Below are 21,920 nucleotides of genomic sequence, written 5' to 3' on the forward strand. Positions count from 1 at the left end.
TCCGGCTTTCGCCGGAATGACGGTCTGGGGGTTGCGGGGCTTCGGGGTGGGGCGGCGGGGCTGAGTCGCTTCGGTTGGTCGCGACTCGCGTCGCTCCTACACGGAGATACGAAACTCGCCGAAGCCCCTGTAGGAGCGGCGCAAGCCGCGACCACGACACCGCATCAACGACGCCATCGCCACGCGCTGCGACTACTCCCAAACCTGCTCGCGCAAAAAATCCACGAACACCCGCAGCTTCATCGGCAACTGCCTGCGCGCCGGGTAATAGATGCAGAACCCCGGAAACGGCGGCAGCCACTCCGACAACACCTCCACCAGCCGCCCCTCGCGCACGTCCGCGCGCGCCGACGGCTCGAACACCTGCGCCAGCCCCAACCCCGCGCGCGCCGCCGACAGGATGTGCGCGCCTTCGTTGAGAATCAGCCGCCCGCGCACTTCCACATCGAAATCGCGGCCGTCGCGGCTGAACTCGAACGGATACAGCCGGCGGCTGCCCGGCAGGCGCAGGCGGATGCAGTCGTGCTCGGCCAAGTCTTGCGGCGTGCGCGGCGGCGGGTGGCGTTCGAAGTAGGCCGGCGCGCCGACGATCACCTGCCGCTGCGGCCCGCCGAACGGCACCGCGACCATGTCGCGCGCCAGGCTCTCGCCCAGGCGGATGCCGGCGTCGAAGCCCTCGGCGACCAGGTCGGCCAGGGTGTCGTCGGCGAACAGTTCCACTTCCAGCTCGGGATAGCGCGCCATGAACTGCGGCAGCAGCGGTTCGATCATGATCCGCATCACCGTGCGGCCGATGTTGATGCGCAGGCGCCCGGTCGGGCGGTGGCGGACGTCGTCGAGGTCGTCGAAGGCGGCCTGGATCTGCGCCAGCCCGGGCTGGATGCGGTCGAGGAAGCGCGCGCCGTGCTCGGTCAGCGCCACCCGCCGGGTGGTGCGGTTGAGCAGGCGCACGCCGAGCCGGGCCTCCAGCGCGCGCACGCTCTGCGACAGCGCCGAGGGCGAGACCTCGAGTTCGGCCGCGGCGCGGGTGAAGCTGCCGAAGTGGGCGACCCGGGCGAAACCGAGCACGGCGGGCAAAGGATGGGCGGCGATGGCGGCGGCTCCGACGGGACCGACAGCGATTATGAAGAAATTCTTCATGAAGCATGAGGACTAGGCCGGTTTTTCGCGTAATCGCTCCGGCCTACAGTGCCCGCACGCCCTTCCCGGGCGCCGCGGCGGCTCCCCCGCCCGCCGCGTCCCGTCTCTCCCCCCGATCATGGAGAACCGCCCCGATGACTACGCTTCCGACCCGCCGCCTCGGCCGCAACGGCCCCACCGTGTCCGCGCTCGGCCTGGGCTGCATGGGCATGAGCTTCGCCTACGGCGCCGCCGACGAGGGCGAATCGCTGGCCACGCTCGAACGCGCGCTGGAGCGCGGCGTGAGCTTCCTCGACACCGCCGACATCTACGGCCCGCACACCAACGAGGTGTTGCTCGGCGGCTTCCTGCAGGGCCGCCGCGAGCAGGTGTTCCTGGCGACCAAGTTCGGCTTCGTCAACGACCCGGCCAACCCCGCCGCGCGCACCGTCAGCGGCCGCCCGGAGTACGTGCGAAGCGCGGTCGAAGGCAGCCTGCAGCGCCTGCGCACCGACCACATCGACCTGTACTACCAGCACCGGGTTGATCCGAACGTGCCGATCGAGGACACCGTCGGCGCGATGGCCGACCTGGTCCGCCAGGGCAAGGTGCGCTACCTCGGCCTGTCCGAGCCTTCGGCGCAGACGCTCGAACGCGCCCACGCCGTGCATCCGATCGCCGCGGTGCAGAGCGAATACTCGCTGTGGACGCGCGACCCGGAGCGCAACGGCGTGCTGGAAGCCTGCGAACGCCTGGGCGTGGGCTTCGTCCCCTACAGCCCGCTCGGCCGCGGCTTCCTGACCGGCGCGATCACCGACGCCCAATCGCTGAGCAGCGACGACTTCCGCCTGAGCACGCCGCGCTTCCAGGGCGACAACTTCGCCCGCAACCTGGAGCTGGCCGCGCAGGTCAAGGCGATGGCCGCCGACAAGGGCTGCACGCCGGCGCAGCTGGCGCTGGCCTGGGTGCTGGCGCAGGGCGAGCACCTGGTGCCGATCCCGGGCACCAAGCGGCGCAAGTACCTCGACGACAACCTCGGCGCGGTCGATGTGGCGATCTCGGCCGAGGAACTGGCCACGCTCAACGCGGTGTTCGCCCCTGGCGCGGTCGCGGGCGATCGCTACACCGAAGCCGGCATGGCGATGATCGGTCGCTGAGCCGCGTGTGCGGGGCGCAGCGGCGACGCTGCGTCCCGTTTTTTTGCGAGGTTGCGGCGCGATCTGCCGCTGCGCGGTCGCGACTCGCGTCGCTCCTACAGTCGCTGCGTTGCGACATCCGCTCGCTGCAGGAGCGACGCGAGTCGCGACCGCAACCCCGCACCTACGCCGAAATCCGCCCCCGCCGAACCACGCAGCGGCGCCTCAACGCCTCACCAGCGATACCGCACCGACGCCGTCACCGTGCGCGGATACCCGTAGTAGCACCACGCCGCGCTGTTGCACACCGACACGTAGTCCTTGTCGCTGAGGTTGCTGGCGTTGAGCTGGAAGCGCCACGCGTCCAGGTCGTAATGCACGGCCGCGTCGAACAGCGTGTACGACGGCGTCTTCCACTGGTTGTAGGTGTCGCCGTAATGCTCGCCGGTGTAGCGCACGCCGGCGCCGAAGCCCAGGCCCGACAGCGCGCCGTAGCCGATGGTGTAGTCCGCGCCCAAGGATGCGACATTGCGCGGCTGCAGCGCGATCTGCTTGCCCAGCGCGCCGGCGTCGTTGCTGCGGGTCACTTCCGAATCGGTGTAGGTGTAGGCGCCGTACACGCTCAGGCCGTTGGCGAAGTTCCAGCGCCCTTCCAGCTCGGCGCCGCGCACGCGGGTTTCGCCCTGCTGGACCGAGAACAGGGTGTGGACCGGATCGACGGTCAGGGTGTTCTTCTGCTTGATCTCATAGGCGGCCAAGGTCAGCAGCGCGCGGCCGCTGGCGGGCTGGAACTTCAGGCCCGTCTCGATCTGCTCGCCGGTGGTCGGCTTGAACGAATTGCCGGCGAAATCCGCACCCACCGTCGGCTCGAACGACTGCGACCAGGCCACATACGGCGCCCAGCCCGACTCGAACAGATAGTTCACGCCCACGCGGCCGGAGAACTTGCTGTCGTTCTGGCACTCGCGCGTGACCGGATTTGCCAGCAATTGATCGGTGCGCGTGCGCACGCGATCCTGACGACCGGCGGCGGTGATCACCCAACGGTCGATGCGGATCTGGTCCTGCACGTACACGCCGAGCTGCTGCTGCAGCTTGTCGGTGCGCGAGGTGTAGGCCGGCTTGATGATCGGCGCGCCATACACCGGGTGGAAGATGTCCAGCGACGGCGCGCCGAACGCGAACGCCGAACGGTAGTCGCTTTCCAGCCGGCGGTAGTCGATGCCGGCGAGCACGGTGTGGTCCCAACTGCCGGCGCCGAATTTCCATTCGACGTTGTTGTCGACCGCGAACGACTTGGACGCCTCTTCCAGCGGGAAGTAGTAGCGCGTCAGCGTGCGCTGGTCGTCCTGCAGGCCGAACGCGCCGACGCCGGCGTCGTGGTCCACATCGACCCGGCCGTAGCGCAGATTCTGCCGGAAGGTCAGCGCATCGCCGAAACGGTGGCTGAGCTCGTAGCCGACCGAGCGCATGGTCTTGACGTAGTCGTTCCAGCCCGGCTCGCCGGTGTAGCGCTCGCGCGGGATCTTGCCGTGCGGGTTCGGCAGCAAGGTGCCGGCCGCGGGCAGGAAGCCGCCGCCCTGCGCGGTGTCGGCCTTCTGCCAACGCGCCAGCACGGTCAGCTGGGTGTCCTCGCTCGGCGTCCAGGTCAGCGCCGGGGCGAAGAAATAGCGGTCGTCCTTGACGTAATCGACGATGTTGTCGCTGTTGCGGGCCAGGCCGGTCAGGCGATAGCTCAGCGTGCCGCTGTCGCCGAGCGCGCCGCCGAAATCGAACGCGGCCTGACGCAGGTCGTAGTTGCCGAGGGTGACTTCGACCTCGCGCAGGGTGTCGGTGGTCGGGCGCTTGCTGACCATGTTGACCAGGCCGCCCGGCGGCATCGCGCCATAGGCCACCGACGAGGGGCCCTTGAGCACGTCCAGCCGCTCCAGGCCGTAGGGCTCGATGCGGGTGCCGCCGGTCCACACGCCGTCGGTCAGGGTCAGCCCGTCCATGTAGCGCGCCGGGCTGAAGCCGCGCACCAGCAGCCAGTCGCTGCGGGTGTCCTGGCCGTAGCCGCCGCCCTGGGCGCCGGCGGTGTACCACACCGCTTCCTCGATGCCCTGGATGCCGCGCTCGCGCATCTGCTCGGCGGTGATCACCGAGACCGACTGCGGCACTTCGATCAGCGGGGTGTCGGTCTTGGTCACGGTCTGGCTGCGCTTGGCGATCGGCGCCTGGACCTGGACCTTGTCGAGCGTGGTCGCGTCCGGCGCGTCGGCGGCGTGGCCGGCGAAGGCGGCGGCCAGCAGCGGCAGGCCGTTCAGGGCGAGGCGGATCGCGCGGCCGAGCGGGCGCGGACGGGAAGCGGAACGGGACATGGAGACCTGGGCGGAAGCGGAGAAGGGCGCGATCGCGGCCGCGGCGTCCTGCGCACCGGCAAACGATAACCATTCTCATTTTAGGCCCGGGAGGGCGGCGGGGCAAATCCGGGGGCGCGAGGCGGCGAAAGAAGGCGCTTGAGCGGCTTCCGCTCGAGCTCCGACTCGGACTTCGGCTTCGGGGATGGGATCGCGCCGCTGCCGCCGCCGGTGCGCGGGCGCGCCGCAGCGCGCCCGCGGGTCGAACGCTTATTCGATTTCGGATTCCGGCATCAGCGGGCAGTTCATCGGCTGGGCGCACAGGTTGTGGCGGTGCGCGCACTGGCTCTGGGTGGTGCCCGGCTCGTTCATGCAGTCGTTGTAGAGCTGCAGGCAATCCCAGCAACTGCCGGCCACGGCGGTGCCGGCGAAACCGGCGGCGAACACGAACGCGGCGGCGAACAGGGTCAAGCGGCGGCGAATCGGATGCATACGAACCTACTCCTTGGTCGTGGATGGATGGCGCCGGGGTCCGGCGCAAGGCGACGCGGCGCGGCTCAGGGATCCAGCGGCAGCGGCATCAGCACGCAGCCCGGCGGCACGCACTCGTTGTACTGGCGCGCGCACACCTCGTAGCTCGGGTTGGGCCCGGCCATGCAGTCGTCGTAGATCTGCCGGCACGGCGCGCACCGCGCCGGCAGGGCGCTGGCGACGGTGGCGAAACCGGCGGCGAACGCGAACGCGGCGGCGAACACGGTCTTGTGGCGAATCGAACGCATACGAACCTTCTCCTTGGTCTTGGGTCGATGGGTCTGGATCGAAACCCGCGCGCGCGACGCGCGCGGTCGTACGGGGACGCTTACTCGGGCATCACCGGGCACTGGATCGGCCCGGCGCATTGGTTGTGCTCGCGAATGCACTGCGTCTCGACGCTGCCGGGCCGGGCCATGCAGTTGTCGTAGAGGGCGAGGCAGTGGTTGCAGTTCGGATCGGCGAGCGCGCTGCCGGCGAAACCGGCGGCGAACGCGAATACGGCGAGGAACGACATCGCGTGGCGAATCGGTCGCATGGGAACGGCTCCTGGATGTGTGGACGTGCGCGCCGCGGCCTCAGAACTCGGGCATCAGCGGGCAGTTGATCGGCTCGGCGCAGCGGTTGTGCTCGCGCGCGCACAGGCCCTGGTCGGCGTCGGGCTGGGCCATGCAGTGGTCGTAGATCGCGGTGCACCCGCTGCAATCGCGTTGCGCGAACGCGCTGCCGGCGAAACCGGCGGCGAACACGAATAGGGCCAGAAACAGCGTCTTGTGGCGAATTGCTTGCATACGAACCTTCTCCTTGGTCGAGGCGGCCGCGCGCCGCGGCGGCGCGCGGCCCGTTGGCGAAACGACGCACGCGCCGACGGCCGCCCGGCGGCCGCGGTGGCGCGCGCGGCGGCGGAACTCAGGTCTGCGGCTTGAACGGGCAGCCCAGCGACTTGGCGCAGCGATTGTGTTCGAGCACGCACTCGTACTCGCTGGCATCGGGCTGGGCCATGCAATGGTCGTAGACGCCGGTGCAGATGCTGCAATTGCGCTGCGCGACCGCGCCGCCGGCGAATCCTGCGGCGAGGGCGAATGCGGCGGCGAACATCGCGCTGCGATGACGGATCGAAGGCATGCGAACCTGCTCCTTGGTCGGCGGGCCGGGCGGCCTGCGACAGCATGCGCGAGGGGATCGCCGCGGCCTGTGACTGCTATCACGGGGTCGCCGGCGAATCCTCGGCGAGCCGCCCCGACGGCGCCGGCGACCGCGCGGGTATCGCCCATCGCGGCTTCGGCCTTAGCATCGGACGCTGTCGCGACGGGGCCGGCCGTTGTGGGAGTGCCTTCAGGCCCGATGCCTTGCGATCCGATCACAGCGATCCGAAACAAGAGCGTCGGGCCTGAAGGCCCTCCCACAACGGCCGATCCCGTCGCCGAACCGATTCCCCTCGTTCGCCGGAGTTTCGCGATGCCCCCTCGTTTCCGTCTGCCGGCGCTGCTCGCGCTCGGCCTCGCCGCCGCCCCCGCGTTCGCCCAGAACGCCGATCCTGCCGCCGTCGCCCAGGCCGCGCAGTCGGTGCAAAGCCGCGTCGTCGCCTGGCGCCGCGACATCCACCAGCACCCCGAGCTGGGCCAGCACGAAACCCGCACCGCCCAGCTCATCGCCGACCAGTTGCGCAAGCTCGGCCTGCAGCCGCGCACCGGCATCGCCCACACCGGCGTGGTCGCGGTGCTCAAGGGCGGCAAGCCGGGGCCGCGCATCGCCATCCGCGCCGACATGGACGCGCTGCCGGTGACCGAACCGGCCGGCCTGGCGTTCGCCTCCAAGGTCACCGCCGACTACCGCGGCCAGCCGGTCGGGGTGATGCACGCCTGCGGCCACGACGCCCACGTGGCGATCCTGCTCGGCGTCGCCACCGCGCTGGCGGCGCGGAAAGAGCGGTTGCCGGGCGAGGTGATGTTCGTGTTCCAGCCGGCCGAGGAAGGCCCGCCGACCGCGGGCGAGCCGTTCGGCGCCAAGCTCATGCTCGACCAGGGCGTGTTCAAGGACTTCAAGCCCGAAGCCGTATTCGGCCTGCACGTGTGGGCCGGGCTCAACGTCGGCCAGATCGGCTACCGCAGCGGCCCGATGCTGGCCAGCGCCGACGAATGGAGCCTGATCGTGCGCGGCAAGCAGACCCACGGCTCGCGGCCGTGGGACGGGGTCGACCCGATCACCGTCGGTGCGCAGATCCTGCTCGCCAGCCAGAGCCTGATCGCGCGCCAGGTCAACATCGCCGCGACCCCGGTGGTGCTGACCGCCGGCCAGTTCAACAGCGGCGTGCGCTTCAACATCATTCCCGACGAAGCCAAGCTGGTCGGCACCCTGCGCACCTTCGACCCGGCCGTGCGCGAGGACGTGATCGCGCGCCTGCGCCGCACCGCCGACGACTACGCCCATGCCGCCGGCGCCAGCGCGGAGCTGGCGGTGGTCAACAACGCCCCGGCCACGATCAACGACGCCGCGCTGACCCGGCGCGCGCTGCCGTCGCTGCGGCGCGCGGCCGGCGAGGCCAACGTGGTCGAATCCGGGCTGGTGACCGTGGCCGAGGATTTCTCCCAGTTCGCCAACACCGTGCCCGGGTTCTATTTCTTCGTCGGCTCGACCGCGAAGGGCAGCGACGCGGCCAAGGCGCCGATCAACCATTCGCCGAATTTCATGCTCGACGAGGGGTCGCTGGAAGTCGGCACGAAGGCGATGCTGCAGGTGGCGCTGGATTATCTGCAGGGGACGCCGGCGCAGGATTGATCGGCACGACGCGCATCCTTCCAGACCGTCATCCCCGCGAAGGCGGGGATCCAGGGCTTCATCGCGACGTGGCTCTGAAGTCTCTGGATCCCCGCCTTCGCGGGGATGACGTTCTGAAAGGTTGCGCGCGGGAAGACCGCGCAGCTTCCCTGCACGAATCGGGATCCCACAAACCCGCGAGCGAGCCGGCGACCTCCCTGTAGGAGCGGCGCAAGCCGCGACCGCGACAACGCAACGGCGCCGAAACCTTCGTCGTAGCTGTAATGCCGCGGTCGCGGCTCGCGCCGCTCCTGCACGGAGCCCATCGGCGTCCACCTCGCCCCCGCCCCACCCAAAGTCGCGCAGCCGCCCCGCCCGCCTTCGGCTAGCATCGGGACTTTCCCGCCGGAGTCGAAGTCGATGAAGCGTCCGCTGTCCGTCGCGCTGCGCTGCGCCCTGAGCCTGTCCGCCCTCGCCCTGCCGCTCGCCGCCGCCGCCCAGGCCGCGGGCGAACGCCCGGAGGTCGCCAGCGCCGCGGCCAAGGTCAAGGCCGACGTGGTCGCCTGGCGCCGCGACTTCCACCAGAACCCGGAGCTGTCCAACCGCGAGGAACGCACCTCGGCCAAGGTCGCCGAGCACCTGCGCAAGCTCGGGCTCAAGCCGCGCACCGGCATCGCCAAGCACGGCGTGGTCGCGATCGTCGAAGGCGGCAAGCCCGGCCCGCGCATCGCCCTGCGCGCCGACATGGACGCGCTGCCGGTGACCGAACAGGTCGACCTGCCGTTCGCGTCCAAGGCCACCGCGACCTTCCGCGGCGAGACCGTCGGCGTCATGCACGCCTGCGGCCACGACGCCCACACCGGCATCCTGCTCGGCATCGCCGATGCGCTGGTGGCGATGAAGAAAGACCTGCCGGGCCAGGTGATGCTGATCTTCCAGCCGGCCGAGGAAGGCGCGCCGGCCAACGAGGAAGGCGGCGCCTCGCTGATGCTCAAGGAAGGTCTGTTCAAGGACTTCAAGCCCGAAGCGGTGTTCGGCCTGCACGTGTTCTCGACCTTGAACGCCGGCCAGCTCGGCGTGCGCAGCGGCCCGCTGATGGCGGCCTCCGACCGCTTCAGCATCAAGATCAAGGGCCGCCAGAGCCACGGCTCGACGCCGTGGATGGGCGTGGACCCGATCGTCGCCGCCGCCGACGTGATCGGCACCTCGCAGACCATCGTCAGCCGCCGCACCAACATCGCCAAGCTGCCGGCGGTGGTGACCTTCGGCGCGATCAAGGGCGGCATCCGCTACAACATCATTCCCGACGACGTGGAGATGATCGGCACCATCCGCACCTTCGACGAAGGCATGCGCCAGGCGATCTTCAAAGACCTCAAGAACGTCGCCGAACACGTCAGCGCCGCGCACGGCGCCCACGCCGAGGCGCAGGTGCCCGACCAGGACGGCAACCCGGTCACCTACAACGACCCGGCGCTGACCGCGCGCATGCTGCCGAGCCTGAAGGCCGTGGCCGGCGAGGCCAACGTGATCGAGATGCCGCTGGTGATGGGCGCGGAGGACTTCTCCTACTACGCCAAGGAAGTGCCGGCGATGTTCTTCTTCGTCGGCGCGACCGAAAAGGGCGTGGACCCGGCGACGGCGCCGAGCAACCACTCGCCCAAGTTCAAGCTCGACGAGAGCTCGCTGGATATCGGGCTGCGGGCGATGCTGCAGGTGACGCTGGATTATCTGAACGCGCCGAAGGCGGGGTGAGCGAGCGCTCGGACGGGTTGCGGCGCAGTTGAGTTGTCGCGTTCGCGGCTCGCGCCGCTCCTACATGGGCTACCTGTAGGAGCGGCGCGAGCCGCGACCGCGAACCCCGCCGCCCGGCGCAAATCCGGGGCCGGGGCGAACCCCGCCGCAGCGGCTAAAATACCGCCATGACCGCTCACGAACTCCCCCTCGGCCGCCACGTCGACTACCCGCGCGAGTACGACGCCTCGCTGCTGTTCCCCATCGCCCGCGCGCTCGGCCGCGAGCACATCGGCGTCGACGACGCCGCGCCGCCGTTCGTCGGCCACGACCGCTGGCACGCCTACGAACTGAGCTGGCTGGACCTGCGCGGCAAGCCGCAGGTCGCCACCGCGACCGTGTCGGTGCCGGCGACCTCGCCGCACCTGATCGAATCCAAGTCGCTCAAGCTGTACCTGAATTCGTTCAATTCCAGCCGGTTCGACAGCGCGCAGGCGGTGCTGGACACCCTCGCCGCCGATCTCAGCGCCGCCGCCGGCGCGCCGGTCGCGGTCGGCTTCGGCCTGCCGCCGATCGGCGGCGACGGCGCGGCCGAATCGATCGACGGGCTCGAGGTCGCCATCGACGATTACGGCCCGCCCAACGCCGGACACCTGTCCGCCGACGCCGGCGAGATCGTCGAGGAAACCCTGAGCTCGGCCCTGCTCAAGTCGAACTGCCCGGTGACCGGGCAGCCGGACTGGGCGCGGGTGATCGTCGCGTATCGCGGCCCGCGCCTGGACCGGGCCGGCCTGCTGCGCTACCTGGTCTCGTTCCGCGACCACGCCGAATTCCACGAGCAATGCGTCGAGCGCATCCACGCCGACCTGAGCCGCATCGCCGCGCCGCAATGGCTGTCGGTGGAAGCGCGCTACACCCGCCGCGGCGGCCTGGACATCAATCCCTGGCGCGGCAGCTACGGCCTGGCCGCGCCCGCCGCGGGTCGCGACGAACGGCAATGACGCGCCCGCAGGCACCGGTTCCGCGCCGAGCCGGTGCCTGCCGGCACGTCAGCCGGGCGGCGGCGCCGTGAGCTCGTCATATCCCCATTCAGTTTCATCATCAAAGTTCACGCGGGCGCTATGTCTTTTTAACAAGCGCCATGTCATGGTGCCCCCGCCAACACGGCAGGAGCCCTCTACCCATGACTACCCCGGATAAGAAAGCCGATTTTTCCGATGTGCAAGGCGGTGTGTCGAGCACCGACGAAATCAAAGAGAAAGCCGATTTCAGCGACGTCCAAGGCGGCTCGAGCTCGACCGACGAGATTACCGGCGGTGGTGAGCAGACCTACACGGTCCAGAAGGGCGACACGCTGTCGCATATCGCCAAACAGTTCTACGGCAAGGCGAACAAGTGGAACGCGATCTTCGAGGCCAATCGCGATCAGCTCGACGATCCCGACAAGATCCAGCCCGGCCAGATCCTGAAGATTCCGACCGTCAACGACTGACGCATCGTCCACGACGAGGCGCGTACGCGCGCCGCGACGCTTTCCACTTCATCGCTTTCCAAGGAGATCCACCATGCTGATCCGCAATCGCACCACGTACGCTGTCGCCGCCGCCCTGGTCGCCTCGCTGGCGCTGGCGGGCTGCAAGAAGAAGGAAGAACCCGCGCCCGCGCCGCCGGCCGCCGAAACCCCGGCTCCGGCGCCGACCGCTCCGGAACCCGCGCCGGCTCCGGTCGCCGCGACCGCGACCGTTTCCGCCATCGACCTGGGCACCGCCATCGGCGCCGACAAGAAGGTCACCGCCGCGGCGACCGCGTTCAAGCCGAAGGACACCATCTACGCCTCGGTCTCCACCAGCACCTCCGACCCGGCCGCCACCGTGGCGACCAAGCTCGGCGCCAAGTGGACCTTCCAGGACGGCCAGACCGTGCACGAGAACCCGGCCGAAGACGTGCAGGCCACCAACGGCGGCGTGACCGAGTTCCACATCAACAGCCCGAAGGGTTTCCCGGAAGGCAAGTACAAGGTCGAAGTCACCCAGGACGGCAACGTCGTCCAGAGCAAGGACTTCGAAATCAAGAAGTAAGCCTCCTCGCCTCAAGGGCGGGCAAGCCCGGGCGCGGCCTCACGGCCGCGCCCTTTTTTTTTGTCCTCAGTTTTCACGCGAATCCGGCGGCGGCCTTTTGTAGGAGCGGCGCAAGCCGCGACCGCGAAACCGCAGCTACGACGCGCAGCGCAAATCCCGCGCAAACATCCGCCGAGTCGCACGCGCACCGAGGTTTCGGCGTGGCTGCGTTGCCGCGGTCGCGGCTTGCGCCGCTCCTACAGGGAGCTGGCGCAACATCAGCCGCGCGGAAACTCGCCGTCCACGTACACCCAGCGCCCGTCGACGCGGGCGAAGCGGCTGACCTCGTGCAGGCGCACCGCGCTGCCGCCGCCGACGCGGTAGCGGGCGACGAATTCGACCACGGCCGCGTCGCCGTCCTCGCGCTGGCGCTTGAGCTCCAGCCCCAGCCAGCGCACCGCGGGGTCGAAGTCGAGCTCGGCCGGGCAGGTCTCGGCCGCCCAGCTCGCGCGCAGGTACTCCAGGTCGCCCAGCACGTAGGCGCTGTAGCGCGAGCGCATCAGCGCCGCGGCGCTGGCCGCGGCCTGGCCGGCGTGGAGCGGCCCGCAGCAGGCGGCGTAACGGCGGGCGGGGTCGCAGGGGCAGGCGGCGGGCGGAGCGATGCGGGCGGTCATGCGCGGTATTTTCGCCGCGGCGACGCGCTTGCGACTACCATGCACGCCCCGTGTCCCCCGCGAGCCCCGCCATGAAAGCCCCCGCCTATCTCGACGACGACCAGATCGAACGCCTGGCCGACCTGCTCGACCAGCGCGCCGTGCCGTACAAGGGCTTCAACCTGGAAGCGCTGGACGGCTACCTCTCGGCCTTGGTGGTCGGCCCCGAGCACCCCGCCCCGGCCGAATGGCAGCCGGCGGTGTGGGGCGGCAAGGAACCGCGCTGGAACGACGAGGCCGAGGCCGCGCAGGTGCAGGCCCTGCTGATCGGCCACTGGAACATGGTCAGCGCGCGCGTGCGCCACGGCGACGACGACCTGCCCGACCACCTGGCCCCGCTGCTGTGGCTGCCCGAGGAACCCGACACCGAGCAGCCCGACGAGCTCGACGTCGGCCGCGACTGGGCGCTGGGCTTCTTCCGCGGGGTCGAGCTGCGCGAGGCGACCTGGGAACAATGGCTGGACGAGAACGACTGGATCGACGAGATCTTCGTCCTGTTCGACCGCCTGGCCAGCGGCGAAGTGCTCGGCGAAGACCCGGCCGCGCCGCCGACCCCGATCAGCTACCGCGAGCGCCTGGAGATCGTCGCCGGCCTGCCCGGCATGCTCGCCGACCTGCAGCACCACCGGATCGACGCGCTGACCCCGCGCGAACCGCTGCGCCGCGCGCAGACGCCGGACCGCAACGACCCGTGCCCCTGCGGCAGCGGCAAGAAGTTCAAGAAGTGCTGCGGGGCGTAACGTCCGCGGCGCCGGCCCCGCGCGAACCGTCGCGCCGCGCGCGGGCGCCGGACCGCGACGAGCTGCGTCCGCGCGGGTAAGGCAAGAAGCTCCCGAGCTGCCGCGGGACTCGACGCCCGTGGCTTCGTCGCCACGGTGCGCGTTCCCGGCGTATGCTCGCGCCGCAAATCGATTTCAAGGACGAACGCCGTGCGCGAATCGCAATTCGGTTTCAGCTACTCGTTTTCCGATCTGTGGCAGGTGCCGGTCCTGACCAGCGCGGTGCTCGCCGGCGAGCTGATCGGCGCCGCCCTCGGCTATTTCCTGCTGACCTCTCACGGCGACGGCTTCGCGCGCGCCTGGCTCGGCGGCGTGCTGGGGCTGATTCCGGGCTACCCGCTCGGCCTGCTGCTGCAATGGAAACTGCAACCCGAGCGCCTGGCGGAGAACGCGGTCATGGTCCGCCGGCTGGGGCTGATCGCCGCGTGCCTGATCTCGGTCGCGCTGTGCATGTGGCTCGCCGACGCCAGCTAGGCGCCTGGCCTACGCCCCATGTCCGGCGCCGCGCGCCGGATGCGACAATCGCGCCGCTTCGGCGGCCTCCGCCGCCACCCCTACCCGATCGCCGCCGGCCGCCATGCCCGACGCCACCCACCCCTGCCTGCGCTGCGGCGCCTGCTGCGCCGGCTTCCGCGTCGCGTTCCACTGGAGCGAAACCGACGCCTGCGCAGGCGGCCTGATCCCGGCCGCGCTGACCGAACCGCTCGATCCGCACCGCGTGGTCATGCGCGGCACCTACGGCGCCGCGCCGCTGCGCTGCGAGCAATTGCGCGGCAATGTCGCGACCGACGCGCGCTGCGGCATCTACCCGCTGCGGCCCTCGCCCTGCCGCGAGCTCAAGGCGGCGTGGGAAGACGGCGCGCCGAGCGCGCAGTGCGATCGGGCGCGGATCGCGCATGGGATGGCGCCGTTGACGCCCGCGGATTGGCGTGGCGGCTGATCTGCGGTCCGGCGCCGCAGCCAGCTCAGAACATGAACCGGTCGATGATGCCGAGCCCGGCGACGATGCCCAGCACGCCGATGAGGATCGCCAACCATCCGCCCACCGGCTCGCCATCGGAGTCGCTGGGTTCGCCATCGCCGAAGTGGAATTGGATGCGCGCGCGTCGCATGACGATCGCGCGCAGGCCCATGCCAATGAACAGCAGGCCGATCAGGCCGATCAGCGCCTTTTCCATAACGCTCCTCCGCTACTCCAGTCGATAGCCGGAACGCGCGAGCGCTGCCGGATACCTATCGGCACCGCCGAAGCACAGTTCGACGGCTCGTGTCCGCATACGCGCGCCCGGTGTTCCGGAACCCAGAGGCGCACGGTTCGATCATTCCCGCGCCAGCCCGCAATGACGGCACTCGCGCGCGAACGGCCAGTAGCTCAGCGACGTCACGAAGAACGCGCGGTCGCAGCGCGGACAGGCGAATCGCTGCAACCGCACCGCGACGACGACGAAACCCAGCATCCAGGCCAGGCCCGCCACGACGAAAACCGGGCCCGCCATCGCCTTGGGAATCAGCGGGAGTAGGCCGAAGGCGATGAGCCCGAGCGCGGCGAAGCCACCGAGCCACACGGCGTAGAACCACCACCGGCGCGAGCGGTAGTCGCGCCACTGCCGCTCATAGACCGAATCCGCCATCGCCCGCCTCGCCTCCGTCATCCACGTCCTCCACCATAGCAAGCCCGCCCGGTGCCCCCGCAACACAGCGACCCACCCCGCACTTTGCCTCCCCTCCCCCGAACCGCGACAATGGCCGGCCGGCCCGCTGCGCCACCCGCGGGCCGCAGGAACCCTGTACCGTCCATGCGCCCGCGCACGGCCGGCCCCACTGGAGATCGTAATGACCGAGTTCGTAGCGACGCCGCCCGCAGGCGGCGCCAAGATCACCAAGACCCCGACCGGCCTGAACGTGCCGGACCGCCCGATCATCCCGTTCATCGAAGGCGACGGCACCGGCCCCGACATCTGGCGCGCCTCGGTGCGCGTGCTCGACGCCGCGGTCGCCAAGGCCTACGGCGGCCAGAAGAAGATCGAGTGGCTGGAGGTCTATGCCGGCGAGAAAGCCAATAACACGTATGGCACCTGGTTGCCGGACGGGACCGTGCAGGCCTGTCGCGACTACTTGGTCAGCATCAAGGGTCCGCTGACCACGCCGGTCGGCGGCGGCATCCGCTCGCTCAACGTGGCGCTGCGCCAGATGCTCGACCTGTACGTCTGCCTGCGCCCGGTGCGCTGGTTCGAAGGCGTGCCCTCGCCGGTCAAGAAGCCGGGCGATGTCGACATGGTGATCTTCCGCGAGAACACCGAGGACATCTACGCCGGCATCGAATGGGCCGGCGGCAGCGCCGACGCCAAGAAGGTGCTCGACTTCCTGCAGGCCGAGTTCCCGCAGGCCTTCGACAAGATCCGCTTCGGCACCCAGGCCAAGATCGACGCCTGGCAGGACGAGCTGGTCGCGGTCGGCGCGCCCAAGCGCGAGCTCGGCGTGGACGTGGGCATCGGCATCAAGCCGGTCTCCTTCCTCGGCACCACCCGCCTGGTCCACGCGGCCATCGAATACGCGATCGAGAACAAGCGCAAGTCGGTGACCCTGGTCCACAAGGGCAACATCATGAAGTACACCGAAGGCGGCTTCCGCGACTGGGGTTACCAGATCGCGCGCGAAGCCTTCGGCGCGGTCGAGCTCGACGGCGGCCCGTGGCACGTGATTCCGGAAGGCAAGCCGGGCGCGGGCCTGGTGATCAAGGACGCCATCGCCGACGCCTTCCTGCAGCAGATCCTGCTGCGTCCGAAGGAATACGACGTCTCGGCCACCTTGAACCTCAACGGCGACTACCTGTCCGACGCGCTCGCCGCGCAGGTCGGCGGCATCGGCATCGCGCCGGGCGCGAACATCAACTACGTGACCGGCCACGCCGTGTTCGAAGCGACCCACGGCACCGCGCCGAAGTACGCCGACCTGGACAAGGTCAACCCGGGCTCGGTGATCCTGTCGGGCGAGATGATGCTGCGCTACCTGGGCTGGACCGAAGCCGCCGACGCGATCATCGCGGCGATGGACAAGGCCATCGCCTCCAAGCGCGTGACCTACGACTTCGCCCGCCTGATGGACGGCGCGACCGAGGTCAAGTGCTCGGAGTTCGCCGACGAGATCATCAAGCATCTCTGATGCCGGCCAGGCCGCTCACGCTGTAGAAAACGGGGCGCTTCGGCGCCCCGTTTTTTGTCCGTCCCGAATGCCCCGGCCGCTCCCTGTAGGAGCGGCGCAAGCCGCGACCGCGAAACCATGACAACGACGAATCCGAAACACGAGCGGATATGGCCGGCTTGCATGGAGTCGCGCCGTAGCCGCGGTGTCGCGGTCGCGGCTTGCGCCGCTCCTACAGGGGTTATCGGGGCAACGTGGTGCGCGGACGACAGCCGGCAGACCGGCCGCGGCCGGTTGCGCTAGGATCGCGGCAAGCCCCGCGCCCGCGGGCCGCCGCATCGCCTCACACCGGACGCGAGGTCGCCCCATGCGCTTGCTGCTGTCGGTTTTGCTGCTCCTGGCCGGGATCGGGCTGGCTGGAACCGGGCTGGTCGGGATCGGACCGGCGGCCGCCGCGGCGCCCTACACGGTCAACTCGATCATGCTGCTGCAGCCGCAAGAGGCGCTGCAGCAGCGCATCGACGGCGCCGAGCCGCTGGCGGCCTACATCAAGGCGCTCAACGCCGCCGCGCAGGAGCACCTGCGCCAGGCCGCGCCCGGCGCGCCGGCCTCGGGCTATATCGTCGTCGCCGTGCGCGCCGACGGCGCGCGCAGGATCTGGCTCGACTACGCGCCGACGTTGCCGGCCGCGGTGTCCGGCCCGCTGCGCGCGGCGCTGGAACGCATCGCGCCGATGCGCGTGCGCACGGGCGCTGCGGTGTTCGCGATCAACGCTTCGCTGTGGGGCGGCGCGCGCGCGAGCGCGCCGCCGTCGCCGCAGGAATGGCGCCGCGCCGCCGAGCGCGCGGGCGAGCCGGTCGAAGCGGAAGACCTGGTGCTGCGGATTTTCGACGGCCGATGAGCATGGCGACCGACCTGCGCGCTTACCGCGTCTACGACGACGGCGCGATCGAAGAACTGGGCCGGGTGCCGACGGCGCGCCTGGGCGAGTTGCTGACGCAGGCGCAGGCGGCGGCGCAGGGGCGCGCGCATGGCATCGGCTTGTACCGCGATCGGTGCGATTTCCTCGAAGCGCGCCCGGACGACCGCGGCGGATTCGTGTTCCGCAGCGAGCGCCTGAGCGGCTCGGTGCTCGCGCGCCTGGGCGGGCGCGGCGCCGGCCTGGAGTTCAGCGTCGCCACCGTCGAACAGGCCGTGGCGGCATTCGTTTGTTATGCCGGATTGGCGCGCGATGCGTTCGAGCGCAAGGCGGCGGATTTCCCGAAGGTGCGATGAAACCCCGACTCCGTACGCCGCGGCCGCGCCTGAGGCGGCCATCGACGGGCGCGTCCCTGCGCCGCGCCCGTGCGCCGGCCCTGGCCGCGCTGATGCTCTGGCTGCTGGCCGCCTGCGCGCACGCGCCGCCCGGCGGCGACGCCGCGCTCACCGTGTTGCGCGTGGACGCGGCGCGGTTCGACGATCCGCAAGGACGCGAGCCCGCGCTGCGCGACGCCTGCGCGGCGTGGCGGCTGAGCGAACGCCAGGTCGCGGCGTTCTTCGCCGCCGGCCGCGAATACCCCGACGGCACCCACGACGCGTTCTATTGGCTGCCGTGCTCGATCAAGGGCCGCCTGCGCGCGCAGGGGCGCAAGTGGGATTTCGAGATCAACGCCGCGGCGACGGCGACCTGGACCGACGGCGCGGATCAGCGGCGCTGGGGCTGCACGGACAAAGCTTGCGCGCCGCTGGTGCTGCTGATGCCCGACGAGCACGCGCAGTAGCCGGGAAACGCCCTGCAGGAGCGGCGCAAGCCGCGACTGCGAATCCACACCTGCCGCGATCATCGCCCGGAGCCCGCGCCCGTGCGCAGTGACGTCGTCGTTGCGGATTCGCAGTCGCGGCTTGCGCCGCTCCTACAGGGGCCACCGCGAGCTGCGCAGTCGCTCAGCTACGCCGCTTGCACCGCTCGAATTCGTCCTTGAGCGTGGCCTTGAACGCGTCGTCGCTGCCCGAGGCCATTTCGGCGTTGAGGCGGTTCAGATCGTGCTTGGCGGCGGCCGCGTCGGCGAAGCAGGCGCAGAAGCCGGCGATGCGCTCGGCGCCGAGCGAGGTACGGCCGCTCAGGCGGCGCTCGCAGGCGCTGAGGAAGGTGGCGCGCGCTTGCTGCGGCGTGGCGGCGGGTTCGGAGTCGGCGGCGGGTTCGGAGTCGGCGGCGGGCTTGGCGCAGGCGGCCAGCGCCAGCAGCAACAGGCTCAGCGCGATGGGGCGATACGGATTCATGAGGATTTCGAAAGGCTCGACAGCGGGGCGAGCGCGGCGCCGAAGCGCCGATGCGAGGGCCCGCCGCAACGCGGGCCCTGCGATTTTCGCATGCCCGCGCGGGCCGCGCCTCAGCGCATGTACGGCGCGGTCGAGTTCTCGACCTGCTTTTGCTTGATCGCCTGAACCTTGGCCTGCTCTTCCTCCAGCGACATGCGGTGCCGCGGCGCGATGTTCGGCTCGATCAGGCGCAGCCAGTTGCGGGTGATCTGCTTGCTCTCGTCCTGGCAGCGCAGCGCGCGCGCCTCGGGCAGGCGGCCGCTGGTGACGATGCGCAGGTACTTGCCCGGGTCGTGGCCGTAGATCATGCACTGCAAGTTGAAGAAGCGCTGCGCGCCGACCGAATGCTCGTCGGCGTAGGTGGCCATGTCGTGGTTGCCGCCGTCGGTCAGCAGGAAGAAGTTCGACGCCATCTGCAGGTTCTGGGCGATGTCGCCGTCGGACTCGTCGGCGCTGACCAGCGACAGCATCAAGGTCGTGGCGAGCTGGTCGACCGCGTCCTCCTCGCGCCCGGTCTGCGGCAGGTCGAGCATGTCGACCAGGGCGTGGCCGGTCTCGTGCAGCATCAGGAAGCGCAGGTTCGCCATCAGGTACTTGAGCTGGTCGCCGGTGCTGCCGCCGTTGGCCTGGACCACCGCCGCGCCCTGGCGCACCAGCAGGTCCAGCATCTCGTAGCACAGCACCACATCGCCCTTGTCGCGGGCGTAGAAGGCGTTGATGGTGCCGCACTCGGCGGTGATGAAGTTGATCGGCCGCGGCAGGGTCAGCCAGCCGTCGAGCTGGTTGACCTCCGGCAGGTGGTGCAGGATGTCGATCTCGCTGGCCATGTTGTACATCGCCAGCAACTCGGGATTGCGCGGCGATACGTACTTGTAGGTGAAGTGGGTGCCGTCGGCCTTCTCTTCCTGCGGCGCTTCGGCGGCCACCGGCGCGATCTCGGCCGGCGCGGCGGTTTCGGCCGGCTTGGGCGCCGGCAGCGCGGCGGCGGGGGCCGGCGCGGGCGCGGCGGCCTGCTGCTTCTGCCAGGCGCTGTAGCCCCAGACCGAACAGACCGCGATCAAGGCCGCGGCCAGCACGCCGATGATGATCTTCTGAACCATTGTGTGTCGCTCTCGTCAGGAAAGGCGCGGGGCGTGCGAGCCCCGGTTCGAGCGCACAGACGCGAGCGGCGAACGGTTCCGGCGATGCGTTCGGGGCGGCGCGCCGCTCCGGACGGTCCCCCATCGGGCCGGTCCGATCGGCGCGTATAGGCATCCCTGCACCGTCGCGGCGGATGGTACTCCGATGTTTTCGAGAAATGCATCAGGTTTTGCCGCTAATGACAGTAGGAACTGTTCGGGTGGCGGGGTGTGCCGAAACGATTCGCTGGCCGCCCGCAGGAGCGGCGCGAGCCGCGACCGCGACACCGCATGCGCCGGCGCCGTCCGGTTCGCGTGGGCGGCTTCCGTCACCTTCGGCAGGTCGCGCCGGTGTTCGTGTTGGCGCGGTCGCGGCTTGCGCCGCTCCTACAGAGGGCTTCGGGTTCGTCGGCCACGGGCAGGCCACCGCCGCGCGCGCCGCCGTACACTGCGGCCATGCCCGCCGCCCCCGACACCCTTGCCGAAGCGGTCGCCGTCGCCGGCCAGATCCGCGATGCGTTCGCCGATTACCACGCGCGTTTCGCCGCGATCACCCGGCGCGCGCAAGGCCGGTTCGAGCGCTGCGACTGGAACGGCGCGCGCGAGGACGCGGTCGAGCGCATCGCCCTGTACGACCGCTGCGTCGGCGAGGCGGGGCAGGCGCTGGAGGCGCGGCTGGGCGCGCGCGCGCGCGAACGCGCGCTGTGGGCGCGGGTGCGCGAGGCCTATGCCGGCATCGTCGCGCCGCTGCTCGACGGCGAGCTGTACAAGACCTTCTTCAACACCCTGACCCGGCGCTTCTTCAAGACCCGCGGGGTGGACCCGGCGCTGGAGTTCGTGGCGCTGGACATCGAGCCGACCGACGCGATCACCCATCCGGTGGCGCGGCACAGCTATGCGGTGTCCGGCGACCGCCTGGTCGAGACCTTCATGCGCGTCCTCGACGACTACCCCTTCGCCGTGCCCTACGCCCACCGCACCCGCTGCGCGGCCGGGATCGCGGTGCGGCTGCAGGAGGATCTGCAGCACTGGGGCCCGCAGCCGGTGCGCGCGGTGGAGCTGCTGGACACGGTGTTCTATCGCGAGCGCCGCGCCTATCTGGTCGGCCGGGTGTTCGGCGAGCGCAGTTTCTCGCCGTGCGTGATCGCGCTGGTCAACGAGGACGGCGCGCTGCGGGTCGATGCGGTGCTGACCCTGCGCGCCGAGGTGGTGCAGCTGTTCAGCTACTCGCGCAGCTATTTCCACGCCGACCTGCCCACGGTCGGCGACGCGGTGGTGTTCCTGCGCACGCTGCTGCCGGGCAAGCCGATCGACGAGCTCTACACCGTGCTCGGCCGCGCCAAGCAGGGCAAGACCGAGCGTTACCGCACCTTCTTCCGCCAGTTCGCCGCGCAGCCGGGCGAGCGCCTGATCCGCGCCGAGGGCGAGCGCGGCATGGTCATGGCGGTGTTCACCCTGCCCAGCTATCCGCTGGTGTTCAAGCTGATCCGCGACCGCTTCGCCTATCCGAAGGAAGTCGCGCGCGAGGAGGTGGAAGCCAAGTACTCGCTGGTGTTCCACCACGACCGCGTCGGCCGGCTGGTCGATGCGCAGCCGTTCCGCTTCCTGCGCTTTCCGCGCGCGCGCTTCGATCCGGACCTGCTCGAGGAACTGCTGGACACCTGCGCCGGCAGCATCACCCTCGACGGCGACGACCTGGTGCTGCACCTGTGCTACGTCGAGCGCCGCCTGCGCCCGCTCAACCTGTACGTGCGCGAGCAGACGCCGGAGGCCGCGCGCGCGGCGGTGATCGACTACGGCCAGGCGATTCGCGACCTGGCCCTGAGCAACATTTTCCCCGGCGACCTGCTGCTGAAGAACTTCGGCGTGTCGCGCCACGGGCGGGCGATCTTCTACGACTACGACGAGCTGTGCCTGGTCAGCGACTGCCGCTTCCGCGAAGTGCCGGCGCCGCGCAACCACGAGGAAGAGATGGAATCCGGCGCGTGGTTCTACGCCCACGGCAACGACGTGTTTCCCGAGCAGTTCCCGCGTTTCCTCGGCCTGGCGCCGCCGTTGCTGGGCGCGTTGATGCACGCGCACGGCGAGATTTTCCAGGTCGATTGGTGGCGGCAGGTGCAGGCCGGACTGGCGGCCGGCCGGATCAACGACGTGGCGCCGTATCCCTCGGAGCGGCGGTTGCCGTGAGCGCCGCGCCC

General features: G+C 70.2%; 26 protein-coding genes and 2 pseudogenes. 15 read left to right on the forward strand and 13 right to left on the reverse strand.

Annotated features, from left to right (window positions below):
• Window positions 1-192: 192 nt before the first annotated feature.
• Entirely contained in the window at window positions 193-1,077 is an 885-nt protein-coding gene (locus A7A76_RS13620; protein ID WP_241200937.1) for a LysR family transcriptional regulator, read from the reverse strand.
• 197 nt (window positions 1,078-1,274) lie between these two features.
• Here A7A76_RS13620 and A7A76_RS13625 point away from each other — a divergent pair, with 197 nt between their 5' ends.
• Window positions 1,275-2,276: an aldo/keto reductase gene (locus tag A7A76_RS13625; protein WP_206411693.1), complete on the forward strand. Its 1,002-nt coding sequence runs from the start codon at window positions 1,275-1,277 to the stop codon at window positions 2,274-2,276.
• Between the two features lie 212 nt (window positions 2,277-2,488).
• Here the strand turns inward: A7A76_RS13625 and A7A76_RS13630 are convergent, their stop codons facing one another.
• From A7A76_RS13630 to A7A76_RS13655, 6 genes are all read right to left on the reverse strand, one after another.
• Window positions 2,489-4,615: a TonB-dependent siderophore receptor gene (locus A7A76_RS13630; RefSeq protein WP_206411694.1), complete on the reverse strand. Its 2,127-nt coding sequence runs from the start codon at window positions 4,613-4,615 to the stop codon at window positions 2,489-2,491.
• A gap of 249 nt (window positions 4,616-4,864) precedes the next feature.
• Complete coding sequence (locus tag A7A76_RS13635) at window positions 4,865-5,086, reverse strand: hypothetical protein (protein WP_206411695.1); 222 nt, start codon at window positions 5,084-5,086, stop codon at window positions 4,865-4,867.
• Between the two features lie 65 nt (window positions 5,087-5,151).
• Window positions 5,152-5,373: a hypothetical protein gene (locus A7A76_RS13640; protein WP_206411696.1), complete on the reverse strand. Its 222-nt coding sequence runs from the start codon at window positions 5,371-5,373 to the stop codon at window positions 5,152-5,154.
• A gap of 80 nt (window positions 5,374-5,453) precedes the next feature.
• Window positions 5,454-5,663 carry a hypothetical protein gene (locus A7A76_RS13645; protein WP_206411697.1) on the reverse strand — a complete coding sequence of 70 codons (210 nt, stop codon included), beginning with the start codon at window positions 5,661-5,663 and terminating at the stop codon, window positions 5,454-5,456.
• A gap of 40 nt (window positions 5,664-5,703) precedes the next feature.
• Window positions 5,704-5,916, reverse strand: a complete 213-nt coding sequence (locus tag A7A76_RS13650; RefSeq protein ID WP_206411698.1) for a hypothetical protein — start codon at window positions 5,914-5,916, stop codon at window positions 5,704-5,706.
• Between the two features lie 118 nt (window positions 5,917-6,034).
• Window positions 6,035-6,250: a hypothetical protein gene (locus A7A76_RS13655; protein ID WP_206411699.1), complete on the reverse strand. Its 216-nt coding sequence runs from the start codon at window positions 6,248-6,250 to the stop codon at window positions 6,035-6,037.
• Between A7A76_RS13655 and A7A76_RS26610 the strand changes: the two are divergent.
• Window positions 6,233-6,538, forward strand: a pseudogene (locus A7A76_RS26610) (DUF6053 domain-containing protein); the annotation flags it as partial. The gene A7A76_RS13655 and the pseudogene A7A76_RS26610 sit on opposite strands and share 18 nt — an antisense overlap.
• Here A7A76_RS26610 and A7A76_RS26615 read toward each other — a convergent pair.
• A pseudogene (locus A7A76_RS26615) lies at window positions 6,442-6,726 on the reverse strand (DUF6053 domain-containing protein); the annotation flags it as partial. The pseudogenes A7A76_RS26610 and A7A76_RS26615 sit on opposite strands and share 97 nt — an antisense overlap.
• On the opposite strand from A7A76_RS26615, the gene A7A76_RS13660 reads away from it, so the two are divergent.
• From A7A76_RS13660 to A7A76_RS13680, 5 genes are all read left to right on the forward strand, one after another.
• Window positions 6,611-7,903: an amidohydrolase gene (locus A7A76_RS13660; protein ID WP_428995147.1), complete on the forward strand. Its 1,293-nt coding sequence runs from the start codon at window positions 6,611-6,613 to the stop codon at window positions 7,901-7,903. The pseudogene A7A76_RS26615 and the gene A7A76_RS13660 sit on opposite strands and share 116 nt — an antisense overlap.
• Window positions 7,904-8,302: 399 nt before the next feature.
• Complete coding sequence (locus A7A76_RS13665; protein WP_206411701.1) at window positions 8,303-9,637, forward strand: M20 family metallopeptidase; 1,335 nt, start codon at window positions 8,303-8,305, stop codon at window positions 9,635-9,637.
• A gap of 167 nt (window positions 9,638-9,804) precedes the next feature.
• Window positions 9,805-10,617 carry an NADPH-dependent 7-cyano-7-deazaguanine reductase QueF gene (gene queF, locus A7A76_RS13670; protein WP_206411702.1) on the forward strand — a complete coding sequence of 271 codons (813 nt, stop codon included), beginning with the start codon at window positions 9,805-9,807 and terminating at the stop codon, window positions 10,615-10,617.
• Between the two features lie 182 nt (window positions 10,618-10,799).
• Window positions 10,800-11,108 carry a LysM peptidoglycan-binding domain-containing protein gene (locus A7A76_RS13675; protein WP_206411703.1) on the forward strand — a complete coding sequence of 103 codons (309 nt, stop codon included), beginning with the start codon at window positions 10,800-10,802 and terminating at the stop codon, window positions 11,106-11,108.
• Window positions 11,109-11,181: 73 nt separating this feature from the next.
• Entirely contained in the window at window positions 11,182-11,694 is a 513-nt protein-coding gene (locus tag A7A76_RS13680) for a hypothetical protein (protein ID WP_206411704.1), read from the forward strand.
• 257 nt (window positions 11,695-11,951) lie between these two features.
• Here A7A76_RS13680 and A7A76_RS13685 read toward each other — a convergent pair whose 3' ends face one another.
• Window positions 11,952-12,347: a YchJ family protein gene (locus tag A7A76_RS13685; RefSeq protein ID WP_206411705.1), complete on the reverse strand. Its 396-nt coding sequence runs from the start codon at window positions 12,345-12,347 to the stop codon at window positions 11,952-11,954.
• Between the two features lie 71 nt (window positions 12,348-12,418).
• Here A7A76_RS13685 and A7A76_RS13690 point away from each other — a divergent pair, with 71 nt between their 5' ends.
• From A7A76_RS13690 to A7A76_RS13700, 3 genes are all read left to right on the forward strand, one after another.
• On the forward strand, window positions 12,419-13,126 hold the full coding sequence (locus A7A76_RS13690; RefSeq protein ID WP_206411706.1) for a UPF0149 family protein: 708 nt from the start codon (window positions 12,419-12,421) through the stop codon (window positions 13,124-13,126).
• A 189-nt stretch (window positions 13,127-13,315) separates the two neighbouring features.
• Window positions 13,316-13,639, forward strand: coding sequence for a hypothetical protein (locus A7A76_RS13695; RefSeq protein WP_206411707.1), 324 nt, complete (start codon window positions 13,316-13,318; stop codon window positions 13,637-13,639).
• Window positions 13,640-13,742: 103 nt separating this feature from the next.
• Window positions 13,743-14,105 carry a YkgJ family cysteine cluster protein gene (locus tag A7A76_RS13700; RefSeq protein ID WP_206411708.1) on the forward strand — a complete coding sequence of 121 codons (363 nt, stop codon included), beginning with the start codon at window positions 13,743-13,745 and terminating at the stop codon, window positions 14,103-14,105.
• Between the two features lie 25 nt (window positions 14,106-14,130).
• On the opposite strand, the gene A7A76_RS13705 is transcribed toward A7A76_RS13700, so the two are convergent.
• Window positions 14,131-14,343 carry a hypothetical protein gene (locus tag A7A76_RS13705; protein ID WP_206411709.1) on the reverse strand — a complete coding sequence of 71 codons (213 nt, stop codon included), beginning with the start codon at window positions 14,341-14,343 and terminating at the stop codon, window positions 14,131-14,133.
• Window positions 14,344-14,484: 141 nt separating this feature from the next.
• Complete coding sequence (locus tag A7A76_RS13710; RefSeq protein ID WP_206411710.1) at window positions 14,485-14,796, reverse strand: hypothetical protein; 312 nt, start codon at window positions 14,794-14,796, stop codon at window positions 14,485-14,487.
• A gap of 202 nt (window positions 14,797-14,998) precedes the next feature.
• Here A7A76_RS13710 and icd point away from each other — a divergent pair, with 202 nt between their 5' ends.
• The 4 genes from icd (at window position 14,999) to A7A76_RS13730 (ending at window position 18,066) form a co-directional block, all read left to right on the forward strand.
• Window positions 14,999-16,327 carry an isocitrate dehydrogenase (NADP(+)) gene (gene icd, locus A7A76_RS13715; RefSeq protein ID WP_096376256.1) on the forward strand — a complete coding sequence of 443 codons (1,329 nt, stop codon included), beginning with the start codon at window positions 14,999-15,001 and terminating at the stop codon, window positions 16,325-16,327.
• Between the two features lie 346 nt (window positions 16,328-16,673).
• A complete protein-coding gene (locus A7A76_RS13720; RefSeq protein ID WP_206411711.1) occupies window positions 16,674-17,207 on the forward strand; it encodes a hypothetical protein in 534 nt (177 codons plus the stop codon).
• Window positions 17,204-17,581, forward strand: coding sequence for a hypothetical protein (locus A7A76_RS13725; RefSeq protein ID WP_206411712.1), 378 nt, complete (start codon window positions 17,204-17,206; stop codon window positions 17,579-17,581). The genes A7A76_RS13720 and A7A76_RS13725 overlap by 4 nt, the downstream gene beginning before the upstream one ends.
• A gap of 92 nt (window positions 17,582-17,673) precedes the next feature.
• Window positions 17,674-18,066: a hypothetical protein gene (locus A7A76_RS13730; RefSeq protein ID WP_206411713.1), complete on the forward strand. Its 393-nt coding sequence runs from the start codon at window positions 17,674-17,676 to the stop codon at window positions 18,064-18,066.
• A gap of 163 nt (window positions 18,067-18,229) precedes the next feature.
• On the opposite strand, the gene A7A76_RS13735 is transcribed toward A7A76_RS13730, so the two are convergent.
• Complete coding sequence (locus A7A76_RS13735; RefSeq protein WP_206411714.1) at window positions 18,230-18,565, reverse strand: hypothetical protein; 336 nt, start codon at window positions 18,563-18,565, stop codon at window positions 18,230-18,232.
• 110 nt (window positions 18,566-18,675) lie between these two features.
• A complete protein-coding gene (locus A7A76_RS13740) occupies window positions 18,676-19,704 on the reverse strand; it encodes a DUF4344 domain-containing metallopeptidase (protein WP_206411715.1) in 1,029 nt (342 codons plus the stop codon).
• A gap of 474 nt (window positions 19,705-20,178) precedes the next feature.
• On the opposite strand from A7A76_RS13740, the gene aceK reads away from it, so the two are divergent.
• Entirely contained in the window at window positions 20,179-21,909 is a 1,731-nt protein-coding gene (gene aceK / locus A7A76_RS13745) for a bifunctional isocitrate dehydrogenase kinase/phosphatase (protein ID WP_206411716.1), read from the forward strand.
• The last annotated feature ends 11 nt before the right edge of the window (window positions 21,910-21,920 follow it).

This window comes from Lysobacter enzymogenes, assembly GCF_017168095.1.
Classification (GTDB): Bacteria; Pseudomonadota; Gammaproteobacteria; order Xanthomonadales; family Xanthomonadaceae; genus Lysobacter; species Lysobacter enzymogenes_D.

Bases quoted from the DNA above. Each gene is read 5' to 3' on its own strand.
- A7A76_RS13665 (WP_206411701.1), top strand. From the start codon at position 8,303: ATGAAGCGTCCGCTGTCCGTCGCGCTGCGCTGCGCCCTGAGCCTGTCC.
- A7A76_RS13710 (WP_206411710.1), bottom strand. From the start codon at position 14,796: ATGGCGGATTCGGTCTATGAGCGGCAGTGGCGCGACTACCGCTCGCGC.
- A7A76_RS13720 (WP_206411711.1), top strand. From the start codon at position 16,674: ATGCGCTTGCTGCTGTCGGTTTTGCTGCTCCTGGCCGGGATCGGGCTG.
- A7A76_RS13625 (WP_206411693.1), top strand. From the start codon at position 1,275: ATGACTACGCTTCCGACCCGCCGCCTCGGCCGCAACGGCCCCACCGTG.
- A7A76_RS13690 (WP_206411706.1), top strand. From the start codon at position 12,419: ATGAAAGCCCCCGCCTATCTCGACGACGACCAGATCGAACGCCTGGCC.
- aceK (WP_206411716.1), top strand. From the start codon at position 20,179: ATGCCCGCCGCCCCCGACACCCTTGCCGAAGCGGTCGCCGTCGCCGGC.
- A7A76_RS13700 (WP_206411708.1), top strand. From the start codon at position 13,743: ATGCCCGACGCCACCCACCCCTGCCTGCGCTGCGGCGCCTGCTGCGCC.
- A7A76_RS13740 (WP_206411715.1), bottom strand. From the start codon at position 19,704: ATGGTTCAGAAGATCATCATCGGCGTGCTGGCCGCGGCCTTGATCGCG.
- A7A76_RS13725 (WP_206411712.1), top strand. From the start codon at position 17,204: ATGAGCATGGCGACCGACCTGCGCGCTTACCGCGTCTACGACGACGGC.
- A7A76_RS13645 (WP_206411697.1), bottom strand. From the start codon at position 5,663: ATGCGACCGATTCGCCACGCGATGTCGTTCCTCGCCGTATTCGCGTTC.
- queF (WP_206411702.1), top strand. From the start codon at position 9,805: ATGACCGCTCACGAACTCCCCCTCGGCCGCCACGTCGACTACCCGCGC.
- A7A76_RS13680 (WP_206411704.1), top strand. From the start codon at position 11,182: ATGCTGATCCGCAATCGCACCACGTACGCTGTCGCCGCCGCCCTGGTC.
- A7A76_RS13685 (WP_206411705.1), bottom strand. From the start codon at position 12,347: ATGACCGCCCGCATCGCTCCGCCCGCCGCCTGCCCCTGCGACCCCGCC.
- A7A76_RS13675 (WP_206411703.1), top strand. From the start codon at position 10,800: ATGACTACCCCGGATAAGAAAGCCGATTTTTCCGATGTGCAAGGCGGT.
- A7A76_RS13735 (WP_206411714.1), bottom strand. From the start codon at position 18,565: ATGAATCCGTATCGCCCCATCGCGCTGAGCCTGTTGCTGCTGGCGCTG.
- icd (WP_096376256.1), top strand. From the start codon at position 14,999: ATGACCGAGTTCGTAGCGACGCCGCCCGCAGGCGGCGCCAAGATCACC.
- A7A76_RS13630 (WP_206411694.1), bottom strand. From the start codon at position 4,615: ATGTCCCGTTCCGCTTCCCGTCCGCGCCCGCTCGGCCGCGCGATCCGC.
- A7A76_RS13635 (WP_206411695.1), bottom strand. From the start codon at position 5,086: ATGCATCCGATTCGCCGCCGCTTGACCCTGTTCGCCGCCGCGTTCGTG.
- A7A76_RS13655 (WP_206411699.1), bottom strand. From the start codon at position 6,250: ATGCCTTCGATCCGTCATCGCAGCGCGATGTTCGCCGCCGCATTCGCC.
- A7A76_RS13650 (WP_206411698.1), bottom strand. From the start codon at position 5,916: ATGCAAGCAATTCGCCACAAGACGCTGTTTCTGGCCCTATTCGTGTTC.
- A7A76_RS13640 (WP_206411696.1), bottom strand. From the start codon at position 5,373: ATGCGTTCGATTCGCCACAAGACCGTGTTCGCCGCCGCGTTCGCGTTC.
- A7A76_RS13705 (WP_206411709.1), bottom strand. From the start codon at position 14,343: ATGGAAAAGGCGCTGATCGGCCTGATCGGCCTGCTGTTCATTGGCATG.
- A7A76_RS13730 (WP_206411713.1), top strand. From the start codon at position 17,674: ATGCTCTGGCTGCTGGCCGCCTGCGCGCACGCGCCGCCCGGCGGCGAC.